At 58.6% G+C, this 11818-nt stretch carries 12 protein-coding genes and 1 tRNA gene; 3 read left to right on the plus strand and 10 right to left on the minus strand.

Annotated features, from left to right (window positions below):
• The first annotated feature begins 86 nt into the window (after window positions 1-86).
• Together FHS09_RS17550 and FHS09_RS17555 are read left to right on the plus strand one after the other, a co-directional pair.
• Complete coding sequence (locus FHS09_RS17550) at window positions 87-608, plus strand: SLC5/6 family protein (RefSeq protein WP_183462315.1); 522 nt, start codon at window positions 87-89, stop codon at window positions 606-608.
• 251 nt (window positions 609-859) lie between these two features.
• On the plus strand, window positions 860-3439 hold the full coding sequence (locus FHS09_RS17555; RefSeq protein ID WP_183462317.1) for a TonB-dependent receptor plug domain-containing protein: 2580 nt from the start codon (window positions 860-862) through the stop codon (window positions 3437-3439).
• 207 nt (window positions 3440-3646) lie between these two features.
• Here FHS09_RS17555 and FHS09_RS17560 read toward each other — a convergent pair whose 3' ends face one another.
• Window positions 3647-4564 (minus strand): LysR substrate-binding domain-containing protein, encoded by a 918-nt coding sequence (locus FHS09_RS17560; protein WP_183462319.1) that lies wholly within the window; start codon window positions 4562-4564, stop codon window positions 3647-3649.
• 323 nt (window positions 4565-4887) lie between these two features.
• Here FHS09_RS17560 and hpf point away from each other — a divergent pair, with 323 nt between their 5' ends.
• The gene (gene hpf / locus FHS09_RS17565) at window positions 4888-5199 is read left to right on the plus strand and encodes a ribosome hibernation-promoting factor, HPF/YfiA family (protein WP_183462321.1); all 312 of its coding nucleotides are present in this window, start codon (window positions 4888-4890) and stop codon (window positions 5197-5199) included.
• Window positions 5200-5356: 157 nt separating this feature from the next.
• On the opposite strand, the gene FHS09_RS17570 is transcribed toward hpf, so the two are convergent.
• The 9 genes from FHS09_RS17570 to tolQ form a co-directional block, all read right to left on the minus strand.
• Window positions 5357-5432, minus strand: a tRNA-Lys gene (locus tag FHS09_RS17570).
• 130 nt (window positions 5433-5562) lie between these two features.
• Window positions 5563-6240, minus strand: coding sequence for a 7-cyano-7-deazaguanine synthase QueC (queC, locus tag FHS09_RS17575; protein WP_183462324.1), 678 nt, complete (start codon window positions 6238-6240; stop codon window positions 5563-5565).
• A 73-nt stretch (window positions 6241-6313) separates the two neighbouring features.
• A complete protein-coding gene (gene queE, locus FHS09_RS17580; RefSeq protein ID WP_183462465.1) occupies window positions 6314-7009 on the minus strand; it encodes a 7-carboxy-7-deazaguanine synthase QueE in 696 nt (231 codons plus the stop codon).
• A gap of 162 nt (window positions 7010-7171) precedes the next feature.
• Window positions 7172-7990, minus strand: coding sequence for a tol-pal system protein YbgF (ybgF, locus tag FHS09_RS17585; RefSeq protein ID WP_183462326.1), 819 nt, complete (start codon window positions 7988-7990; stop codon window positions 7172-7174).
• An 18-nt stretch (window positions 7991-8008) separates the two neighbouring features.
• Entirely contained in the window at window positions 8009-8488 is a 480-nt protein-coding gene (gene pal / locus FHS09_RS17590; protein ID WP_183462328.1) for a peptidoglycan-associated lipoprotein Pal, read from the minus strand.
• Window positions 8489-8614: 126 nt separating this feature from the next.
• Window positions 8615-9919, minus strand: a complete 1305-nt coding sequence (tolB, locus tag FHS09_RS17595; protein WP_183462330.1) for a Tol-Pal system beta propeller repeat protein TolB — start codon at window positions 9917-9919, stop codon at window positions 8615-8617.
• Window positions 9916-10674 carry a cell envelope integrity protein TolA gene (tolA, locus tag FHS09_RS17600; RefSeq protein ID WP_183462332.1) on the minus strand — a complete coding sequence of 253 codons (759 nt, stop codon included), beginning with the start codon at window positions 10672-10674 and terminating at the stop codon, window positions 9916-9918. Before tolA ends, tolB begins: the two co-directional genes overlap by 4 nt.
• Window positions 10675-10682: 8 nt before the next feature.
• The gene (tolR, locus tag FHS09_RS17605) at window positions 10683-11114 is read right to left on the minus strand and encodes a protein TolR (RefSeq protein ID WP_183462334.1); all 432 of its coding nucleotides are present in this window, start codon (window positions 11112-11114) and stop codon (window positions 10683-10685) included.
• A 13-nt stretch (window positions 11115-11127) separates the two neighbouring features.
• Window positions 11128-11817 carry a protein TolQ gene (gene tolQ, locus FHS09_RS17610; protein ID WP_183462336.1) on the minus strand — a complete coding sequence of 230 codons (690 nt, stop codon included), beginning with the start codon at window positions 11815-11817 and terminating at the stop codon, window positions 11128-11130.
• Window position 11818: the final 1 nt, after the last annotated feature.

Genomic DNA, 11818 nt, shown 5'->3' on the forward strand with positions numbered 1-11818 from the left:
CCAACCCCGCTGTCAAATCCGAGCTGTTGCATTATTTGGATCGTTTGAAACATGCGGCTTGATCAAAAATCAGTGAAATTTATGCAATGATTGGGTTTACCTTCGGCCTGAACCCCGCCAGTGGTCCCGGGTTGATTTTTGAAACCCTTCCCGTCGCCTTCTCGCAAATGCCAATCGGGCGCCTATTCAGCATTCTGTTCTTCTTCTCACTGTCGTGCGCGGCCATTACCACAATGATCGGCTTTGTGGAATCGCTTATTTCTTTCCTGATGGATGAGTGGAATATTTCCCGTCGCCGGGCAGCGATCATTGTTTTTTCTGCAATAGCCCTGTTAAGCATGCTATCTATTTTCTCATACAACACTTTCTCTCATTTTAAGGTTTATGGAAGGGACTTCAACGCCCTTACAGATGTGCTCGTCAACAACATTTTGCTGCCACTTGGCGGACTATTAATTGTGATTTTTTCAGCCTGGTTTATATCGCGCCGGACCTTGCTGGATCAAATCAAGCTGGGGCCTATTGGTTTTCGGTTGTGGCTTTTTGCGGCGCGCTTTGTAGCGCCTATAGCAATAATTATTATCGCTGCCTTCAGCCTGACCGAGTAAGGATGCTCGGCCGAGGAACAGAAACACAACCATAAAATATTTCGATGGCGCAAAAAAACAAGGAGGACATTCAATAAAACAATAATAAGCCTAAAGGGAATAAAATCGCGCAACAGATTTACATTGCGACTTCAGGAGGTTGCCTTGAATCAAAGGGGGAGAAGTTCAAAGCAGAATCGCAATTTCATTCGAAACTGAAAGCGCAGTCTCACAAAGCATTCGATCACGTCTATCTTCGGGAGAGCAAAGTAATGAAACACGTAAAATTTCCGCTGTTATTGACCACCGTCCCTATCTGGGCATTTGCCGCGGCCTACACCAATGCGGAGACGACAGAGACCAAACTGACAGACAGCGGGCCAACCACCATCGAAGAAATCGCGGTGGTAGGAAGCCGCCGCGACGGCCGCTCTGTCCTCGACGCGCCCGTACCGGTGGACGTTATCGGTGACGCCGAGATGAAGTCCCAGGGCAGCAGCGATATGCTGGACGTGCTCACCAACGTGGTGCCGTCCTACAACGTCAGCCGCGAACCCATCAGCGACGCCGGCACCCTGGTGCGGCCTGCCAACCTGCGCGGCATGCCCGCTGACAACACCCTGGTGCTGGTGAACGGCAAGCGCCGCCACCGCGGGGCGGTGATCGGCGAATTTGTTGCCGGTGTCAACAAGGGCGCCCAGGGTATGGATATCTCACCACTGCCCGGCATCGCCATGAAACAGGTCGAGGTCCTGCGCGACGGCGCCGCCGCCCAGTACGGCTCGGACGCCATCGCCGGCGTGCTGAATTTCGTGTTGGCAGACGACCCGGAAGCGCGGCAGATTCAGGTTCGGAGCGGCCAGTATTTCGAGGGCGATGGCGCAATCAGCGAAATCTCCGGACTGTTTGGCTCCCACCTGGGCCAAGACGGCTTCGCCACCCTCGCCTTTGAGATCAAGGATACCGAAGCTACCAGCCGCGGCATCCAGGATCCCGGCGCCCAGGCGCTGGTGCATGCAGGCAACACCAGCGTTCCCGACCCGGTTGTCGTCTGGGGCACTCCGGAAATTACCGACGACTACAAGATCTTCGTCAACTCCGCCATGGAGGTGGGGAACAGCAGTGAAATCTACGCCTTCGGCAACTTCGCCACCCGCGATACCGACGGCAGCTTCTTCTACCGCCATCCGCAAGGCCGGAGCGGCGTTTATACATTCACGGATGGCAAGGGAACCGCTACCCCCGATGACGACGAACCCGCTCTGCTGGTGGCCGACCTGACCCCGGACGACAGTGAGGGGTGCCCAACCATTCACTTGACCGGCGTGGATAATGTCCTCAACGACCCCGTCTACCAGGACCAGGTGGCCAACAACCCGAACTGCTTTGCCTTCAATGAGATATATCCCGGTGGGTTTACCCCACGTTTTGGCGGCACGGTAACCGACTCCAGCTTCGCCGCCGGTATTCGCGGTGAGTGGTCTAACGGCATGACCTATGACTTCAGTGCTTCCGCCGGTCGCAGCAAGCTCGATTACACGATCTACAACTCCGTCAATGCCTCCTATGGCCCCAACAGCCCCTCAAGCTTCGATCTCGGCAGCCAAATCCAGTTCGAACGTATGGCAAACGCCGATTTCAGCTACCCGGTGGCCATCAGCGGCCTGGCCTCGGATCTCAACGTGGCCTTCGGTTTGCAGTACCACAAGGAGCAGTTTGAAATCATCGCCGGCCAGACCGAATCCTTCGCGCCCGGTGGCTTTGAGGACCAGGGCTTCTCGATCGGTTCCAATGGCTTTCAGGGTTTCTCCGACGACGTCGCCGGCACCTTCAACCGCGACAGCTACGCCGGCTATCTGGATCTCGAAGCCGATATAACCGATAACTTCCTGCTGTCCGGCGCCATGCGCTTCGAAGAGTTCGACGATTTCGGCAGCACCTTTGACGGCAAGATCGCCGCTCGCCTGGACCTGACCGACTGGATGAGCCTGCGCGCAGCGGCCAGCACCGGCTTCAAGGCGCCCACGGTCGGCCAGAGCAGTTTGCGCCGCGCTTCGACCAGTTTCGCGGACGGCCAGCTCATCGAAGCACTGGTAGTACCGCCCACCAATGCGGTGGCGCAGTTCAAGGGCGGCGAGCAGCTGCAACCCGAGGAATCCACCAGCCTGAGCATCGGCACGGTGATCTCCGCCGGGTTCATGGACCTCACCATCGACTACTTCAATATCAAAGTGGATGACCGTATCGCACTGACCAATACCAGTATCACGGAAGATGACCGCGCCGCGCTGCTCGCCATGGGGAACGCCGAAGCCCAGACCATCAGCGAGATCCAGTTCTTTGTGAACGACTTCGATACCGAAACACAGGGCGTGGACATTGTCGCCTCGGCACCGTTTGAATCGAGCGCGGGCTTCACGGACTTCACCCTGGCTTACAACTGGACCGATACCAAGGTTGTCAACCGCGGCCAGACCGTCAGCGAGGCGCGCGCCGAGGAACTGGAGGACTTCCTGCCGGAGCATCGGGCCACCTTCACCATCAACCACAGCTTCGGTATGTGGAACGCGATGGTGCGCACCAACTACTACGGCGAAACCCTGGAGTTATTGTTCAACGATGAAACGCTGCCCGTGAGGACCGACCCGATCGTACTGGTGGACGCCGAGGTCAGTGCACAGCTCAACGATACCTTCCAGGTCGGTGTCGGTGCCAAAAACCTGTTTGACACCTATCCCGACAAGCACGAGTACGGCGATCAGCCCGGCTTCCTCGGCGCCGTCTACCCGCTGAATTCCCCCGCGGGCTTGAACGGCGGCTTCTACTACGTGCGCCTGGACGCGCAATTCTAACCAACCCCTGGGATTGACAGAGTGCCGAATAGCGCCCTGTCAATCCGCTCCAGCCCAAATACGGACTTTCCACCGCAAAGCCCATTTGGCTGTAATACATCCGATATGAGCACATATCCTTGTATGCGCAGCTCGTAGTTATCGATCAGAAAAATTGCAGATGCCTCAAGGGGACGAGGCCTAGACAAAAAGAATTCCCCACTACGCTCAATCAGTATTCGCTGGAGAAATATCGCAGGCTTTGATTTCCTTTTCCAACCAATCGTAAATTCTACTCAGCGCTGTCAAATAGCCTGTATCTCTAGACCAAACCAGATAATAGGCACCTTCGCTTTCAACACAGGTTTTGAAGGGGCATGCTAACGTGCCATTTGCAAGATAATCCGACAACAGGATTTCCGGGATCAATGCCAGTCCCATGCCACATTGTGCGGCCTTAATAGCGATTTCGAACCGGTCGATCATCATGCCTGTCAAATAATCAAATTCCACATCCTGGGACCTGAGCCAGCGCTCCCATGCGTCCGGCCTGATAGTGAGGTGTATGAGAGGAACATCCAAAACAGTTTCCGGGTTTCCTAACGGGTGTTTTTTTAGAAACTCCGCCGAGCATACTGGTATCAATTTTTCCCTCATCAAAAACCTGGTTTCGGCATTATTCCAGCGATCGCTGCCAAAATGTATGGCAACGTCGATGTTTTCCTTATGGAAGTCAAAGGGCTCTGTGTATGTAGTTAAATTAATCTTTATATCCGGGTTTTCCTCAAGAAATCCAGATAGCCTGGGTACCAGCCAGCTTCCTCCCAAGGAAGGCAAAATCGCCAAATTAAGTGTATTTCTTTCCGGACTGGCTCTTAGGTTTATGGATGCGTTAGCTATCAAGAGGAGCGCTTCCCGAATGGCTTTCGCATACCGCTCTCCCGCATCAGTAATGCGGACGGTTTTCCGGTCGCGGACAAATAACTCATGTTCCAACTGGGATTCAAGACATTTGATCTGCCTGCTTACGGCACTTTGACTCAAGCAGAGCTCTTCCGCGGCAGCAGAAAAACTGCCCCTCCTGGCGGCAGCCTCAAATATGCTGAGCATACTGAGAGAGGGCAGAAGTCGTTTGGGTGCAAGCATGTCTGGGTCCTGTAGTGGCCTATCAGTAGATATGCGCAGTAGATATGCAATTATTTCTAATATAATGTGTAACTGTTCACATTATAATCAAATGAAATTGGATTAAGGAAAAGCAATCTCGTCAAATGACCGATATTTATGATTAGTCACAATTTGCAAAAGTAATGCACTCTTTTACTTTACGTCATCAAATGATTGCAGTCGTGAACAGTTTCACTGATTTATTCATACCGCCAGCTCCCATAAAGCCATCGGCTTTAACCTTCCCGCTGGTTCGCTGCGCCATTTCTCGCCCCGAGCCGGCTCACTCCGAGGGTATTGCAATGATCGAACTCGAAATTAACGCCGAAAACTACGACCTTACCGACGATCTGAAAAAACACATCGAAGAGAAGTTCGGTGGACTGGACGAGTATTTGAACACCCTCGAGCGAGCGCGTATTGCCGTGTCCTGGGAGGGGGGCGAGAACGAACAGAGCAGGGTCAGCACCCAGGTATGGGGCCCCGGACACCAGTTCGATGCTTCCGACATCGACTGGCAGGCAATAACGGCAATTGACAAGGCCCACCACAAACTGCTGAAGCAGATACGCCGCGAGCACAGCAGGGAAATCTCCGAACGCAATCGCCGGTAAGGCCGGTCGTCCCACTGGCATAGAAGTCAGCGAGGGCCAAAGCCTTAAGGGATCACTTCAAGTGGAGCCCGCACAGGGAACATGGCTATTTTCTGCAACCCCGCCGCCGGTGAACAGAAAACAAAAAGGGCCGCCTGACGGCAGCCCTTTGCGAATATGGTGGGTCGTGCTGGACTCGAACCAGCGACCAATTGGTTAAAAGCCAACTGCTCTACCAACTGAGCTAACGACCCTTTGATCCCTCGATGTGAGGAGCTGCGTATCTTACGGATCTATTTCGAAAAAACAATACCTGGCAACAAAAAAATCTAAAGAATTTAATGGCTTAGCCCCGAGCTGATGCTGCGGGCCAAGCCGGCATTTTCAGCCGGCGTAGACCGTGGGGTCCGTCAGCCCCGCCTCCGCAAAACCGGCGGCGCGCAGGCGGCAGCTGTCGCAGCGGCCGCAGGCGGCGCCGTCTGCCCGCGCCTGGTAGCAGGACACCGTCAGACTGTAGTCCACGCCCAGTTCGGTACCCCGGCGCACGATATCCGCCTTGCTCATCTGCATCAGCGGCGCGCGTATGCGCAGCTTGTGGCCCTCAACACCGGCGCGGGTAGCCAGGTTGGCCATACGCTCGAAGGCCTCGATGTACTCCGGGCGGCAGTCCGGATAGCCGGAATAGTCCACCGCGTTGACTCCCACAAAGATATCCTGTGCCCCCAGCACTTCCGCCCACCCCAGGGCGATGGACAGGAATACGGTGTTGCGCGCAGGCACATAGGTCACCGGAATGCCGCCGGTCTCCTCTTCCGGTACGTCGATGCTGTCGTCGGTCAGTGCCGAACCGCCAATGGAGCGCAGATCCAGCGCGACCACCTTGTGTTCGCGAGCCTCCAGATCGGCGGCGACCCGCTGGGCCGCCAGCAACTCGGCGCTGTGGCGCTGGCCGTAATCGAAGCCCAGGGCATAGCATTCGTAGCCCTCGGCTTTGGCCATGGCCAGTATGGTGGCGGAGTCGAGGCCGCCGGACAGCAGGATTACGGCTTTTTTTGCGGTCATTTGCACGTCCAGTTTGAATCAGTCATTAGCGGGCCCGCAGCCCGCATGCGGAGCTGGAGCTTCGCGCACCCGGTCACACCCCGGGGATATCTCCCCACAGCAGCTTGTGCAGCTGCAGCTGCAGACGCACCGGCAGGCCGTCGTCCAGAATCCACTCCGCCAATTGCCGCGGCTGCAGCTGTCCATAGCTGGGGGAGAAGAGCACCTCACCGACCCGCTCGGGCAGGCGATACTGATCCAGGGTGAACTTGGCCCAGTCGTAGTCGGTGCGGTCGCAGATCACAAACTTGATCTGGTCGCGGCCGGTCAGCACGGCGAGGTTCTCCATGCGGTTGCGGTGCTGTTCGCCGGAGGCCGGGGTCTTCAAATCCACCACCCGCGAGACCCGCGGGTCCACCTGCTCCACCGGCATGGCGCCACTGGTCTCCAGGGAAACCTCGTAGCCGGCATCGCACAGGGCTTTCAGCAGTGGCAGGCAATTGGGCTGGGCCAGCGGCTCACCGCCGGTCACGCACACATGGCGCGCCGGATGGCCCTGTACCCTTTGCAATATTTCCGCCAGCGTCATCCGCTCGCCGCCGTAGAAAGCGTATTCCGAGTCGCAGTAGCTGCAGCGCAGTGGACAACCGGTCAGGCGCACGAATACCGTGGGCAGGCCGGACTCCCGAGCCTCTCCTTGCAGGGAATAGAAGATCTCGCTGATACGCAGTGACTCCGCGCGCTCTGATTCCGCACGAAAGTGCAATGACTCATTGCTCAGATCGGTCATATTCACCCAGCCATAAACAACAAAGCCCGGGCGACGAATGCCGTCCGGGCGCGGGATCATAGTTTTTTTCTGGCCAAAAAACCAGCGGCGACAGGGTTGGGGTAACTACCACACTGATCGCGGCCAGCGGCCGCTCCTACAGGGAAGCCGGGGTCTCGAGTATCAGAAATTATCTTCCAGATACTTCTTGGCCAGGCCGGCGGCGCGGGCGTCGCTGTCTGCCACCTGCTGCAGCAGTTCCTTGGCGCGACTGTTATCGCCCAATTGGTGGTAAACAGTACCCAGCTTATAGCGCCCGTCCCAGACTTTGCTGGATTTGGGATAGCTGTCCAGCAGGGCCACGAACCATTGGCGCGCCTCTTCCAGGTCTCCCTGTACCAGGGCGATCTCGCCCAGCCAGTAATTGGCATTGGGGGCGTAGCGCCCCTCGGGATAATCCTGCAGCAGGCGCTTGAATTCCGTACGGGCCCCATCGTAGTTGCCATCGCGGGCCAGGCCGAAACTGGCTTGGTAGCGGTCGCGCTCGTCCTCGCTGGCTTCCGGCGCGGCGGTGGCCGTAGCCGCGGCTGCGCCGCCGTTGCTATCTTCCGGTGCGTCGCTGCCCTCCTCCGGAGCCTTCTGTGAGGGTTCCGTTCCGGCCAGCCGGGCAATGCGCCGGTCCAGGTCCATATAGTCTTCGGTTCGCTGCTGGCGCAGACGCTTGACCTCGTGCCTCAGTTCCTCCACCGCGCCGCGGAGTTCCTGGACCTCCTGCTGCAGCACCTGCATCTGGTAGTAGGCGTCAGCCTGGGGATTCGTCTGCGCGCGCGGGCGCTGGACGGAAACCGGCGCGGCGCGCGCTGCCTGGTCGTCCCGATAAACAGGCGCCGATCTCTGCGAACTGTCGCTGGACAGGTCGACGATCGGCGCCTGGGAGAATACGGGCGATGCCGCAGCCAGGGCGGCTGCGGCAATCGCGATACGTCTAATGGTAAAAGCCATTGGCATCCATTTGAACGATTAGTTGATCACAACGCGACGGTTCATCGCGCGGGAACTCTCGCTGGAACCGGTCTGCGCCGGACGCTCTTCACCGTAGCTGATCACTTCCAGGGTGGAGGGATCGACACCCTGCAGTACCAGGAAGTCACGCACGGCGTTGGCGCGGCGCTCACCCAGAGCCAGGTTGTACTCGCGGGTGCCCAGTTCGTCAGCGTGACCTTCCAGGCGAACGGTGCCGCTGGTGTTGCCGCGCATACGGTCGGCGTGCTGAATCAGCAGCTCCCGGGTAGACGGCTTCAGCAGGGACTGGTCAAAGTCAAAGTAGACGACGTTGTCCAGGGGCACCGCTGTTTCCGCTGCGGGGGCTTCCTCCACCACCGGCGGCGGGGTCGGTTGTGCCACCTCTTGTGCAGTGTCCTCGGTGTCGGTGCTGGAACAGCCCGCCATTACCGCCAGAACGCAGGCCAAACCCAGGCCAGTTTTTACTGATTTCAACATAAGCAACTCCGCTTTTAGTGTTATCGAAAAATTCCGTAAGACTTTAATATTGTCTGATTTCCACACCCGCCGAAAGCACCGCCAGTGGTGGCATTGAACGGGCGCCCCTTACCAATCTAAAGAAAGTCAATCGAAGTAAGGCGACCACGCCGGTTCGCGAACATCTCCGCTCTGGGACGGGAGGCTGTACTTCACCCCGGCATCCAGCGACACCGCCGCCAGGATACCCTTGTCCCCCCGCTTGGTGGCGTACATCAGCATAGCGCCGTTGGGCGCGATGCTGGGGGATTCGTCCAGACGCGTCTCGGTGAGAACACGCATTCTGCCGGTATTGATATCCATTGTCGCAATGGTGAATACACCTCTGTTGCGATGGACCATTACCAGCGTTTTCCCATCCGGAGATACCCGCGGCCTTGCGTTGTAGTCGCCGTCGAAGGTTAAGCGGTCTACTTGACCGGTGGCAAGAGTCAATTGGTAAATTTGTGGCTTACCTCCCCTATCCGAGGTGAAAACCAGGGATTTTCCGTCCGGCATCCAGTTCGGCTCGGTGTCGATGGAGAAGTGTCGCGTCATCCGGGTGAACTTGCCACTGCTCAGATCCAGCACATAGATCTCCGGATTGCCGTCCTTGGAGAGCACCATGGCCAGCTTGCTTCCATCCGGCGACCAGGTGGGCGAGCTGTTGAGGCCCTTGAAGTTGGTCAACTGCTGGCGGGCTCCGGTACGCAGGTTCTCGCGGAAGATCGCCGGCCGGCCGGTCTCGAAGGACACATAGGCCACCTCCTGGCCATCCGGCGACCACATGGGCGACATCACCGGGGCACTGAAGCGGCGGACCTCCCGCGCACGGGCGCCGTCGATATCCGCCTGCATCAGCGCGTAACTGGGCTGGCCGCCGCGGGTGTTCTGCTGTACGTAGATCATCTGCGTGGAGAAGGCACCGCGGATACCGGTGATTGCCTCGAAAATCTCGTCCGCCGCGCGGTGGGCGATATCCCGCAGTTGGCGGCTGCCGCCGCTCACCTGCTTGGTGAACATCTTGTTCTGGCCGAAGATATTCACCAGATCGAAGGTCAGCAGGTAGCCGGCCGCCTGGGGCTCTATTCGGCCGGTCACCACGTATTCGGTACCCAGAACCCGCCAGTCACGGAAAGACACCTCATCCGCGGACTTGGGGAAGGAGAGCATGTCCTCTTTCGGTACCGGCGCAAACAGCCCGCTGCGGCGCAGGTCCGCGGCGACGATGTCGGAGATATCCTCCGGCAGCACGCCGGTACCGGACCAGCTGAACGGGGAAACGGCAATCGGCGTGGGGTCGTCGATACCGCTGGTGATATCCACCACCAGCTGGGCACGGGCGCCCAGGCTGAGCGATGCGGCGACCAGGGCGACGAGAACCGGGAGTAGCGTAGCGAGTTTTTTAATCATTGGCGCAGATCTTCGACTCTAAAGTTCAACAGGGTTGTACGCACTTCGCGTTCGAAAAGGGCGGGCTCCTTGCGGGCCAGTTCGGCCACCTCGGGAAACACCTCCACCTTACGGATGGCGGTGAGCACCGAGCGGTCCAGCGCCGCATTGCCGCTGCCTTCCACGATGTTGGCCGCCACCACGCGGCCGGTGGGTACAAAGTTTATTTGTACCACGGTGAGCATGCCATTGCGCGCACTGGGCGGGCGGCTCCACACAGATTCGATGCGCATCTGGATGGCCTGGGCCACAGACATGACCGCCTGGGTGTCCTCGGTGGCCTCCAGCAGCTCCTCTTCTTCCTCCAGCGCCTCGTCAAAGGCGCTCCGGCGCTCGCGCTCGATTTGCTCCTTGCGCTCTTTCTCGCGGCGGGCCTTTTCTTCCGCCTCCTTCTTCTTGCGCTCCTGCTCCGCTTTCTTCTTTTTCTCCGCCTCTTTCTTCTTTCTTTCGGTTTCCGCGCGGCGCTTTTTCTCCGCTTCCGCCTGTCGCTGGCGCTCCAGTTCGCGCTGGCGGCGCTTCTGTTCCAGATCCACCTTGGGCGGTGTCTTCTTCTGGGTGACCTTGGGCTCGATGGTCACCAGTTTCGCCTGCACGAACTGGGGCATGGGCTTGCGTTCGGGCCTGCTGGTCGCCTCCCAACCATAGGTGACCACGGCGATCAGCGTCCCGTGCAACAGGAGGCTGATCACAATCGCCAGCGAATAGGAGCCTCGCATATCCCGGCTTACTCCTGCGGCGGCTCGGTGACCAGGCCGACACTGGGCGCACCGGCCTGCTGCAATTGGGTCATGGTACCGACAATCAGGCCGTATTTGGCGTCGGTGTCGCCCCACACCAGCACCGGAGTCTTGGGCTTCTGGCGCAATACCTTGGCTACGGTGTCGCGGATCTCCGCCAGCGGTTTAGCCTCTTTTTCATCTTTGCCCAGATTCAGGTAATAGGTGCCATCGGCGCGCACCGAGACAATCAAAGGCTCGTCGTCGGTGTCCTCGATCGGCGCCGACGGGGCGTCGGGCAGGTCCACCTTGACCCCCTGCATCAGCAGCGGCGCGGTCACCATAAACACCACCAGCAGCACCAGCATTACGTCGATATAGGGAACGACGTTGATCTCGGAGACCAGTTTTTTCCTGGGTGCCTTGCGAGCAACACTCATAGATGCATCCCGTCTAGCTGGAGTGCACTTTGCGGTGCAGGATGGAGGAGAATTCCTCGGCGAAGGTCTCGTAACTGGACAGCAGCCACTCCGCTTTGGCGGCGTAGCGGTTGTAGGCCAGCACCGCGGGGATCGCCGCGAACAGACCCATGGCGGTGGCCACCAGGGCCTCACTGATGCCGGGCGCCACCGTGGCGATAGTGGCCTGGTGCATGGTGGCCAGGCCCCGGAAAGAATTCATGATGCCCCATACGGTGCCGAACAGGCCGATATAGGGGCTCACCGAGCCCACGCTGGCGAGAAACGGCAGGTTCATCTCCAGGCGCTCCTGCTCCCGGGACATCGCAACGCGCATGGCCCGCTCGGAGCCGTCCATCACCGCCTCCGGGCCGCTGCGGCCCTGTTGGCGCAGGCGGGTGAACTCGGTAAAGCCGGCGCGGAAAATCGACTCCAGGCCGTGCATCCGCCCTTTCTCCGCGCGGGCGTTGCCCTCGCGGAACAGCTGGTTGAGGTCCGCTCCGGACCAGAAACGCCGCTCGAAGCCGGACAAGGCGCTCTTGGCGCGGGACAGGTAGAGACCGCGCTGCACGATCATGACCCAGGAGACCACCGAGGCCAGCAGCAATAGCAACATCACCAGCTGTACCAGCGGACTGGCGGTTAGTATCAGTCCCCACAGGGAAAGTTGTTCACCGGCGTTCATC

This window comes from Microbulbifer rhizosphaerae, assembly GCF_014191725.1.
GTDB lineage: Bacteria > Pseudomonadota > Gammaproteobacteria > Pseudomonadales > Cellvibrionaceae > Microbulbifer > Microbulbifer rhizosphaerae.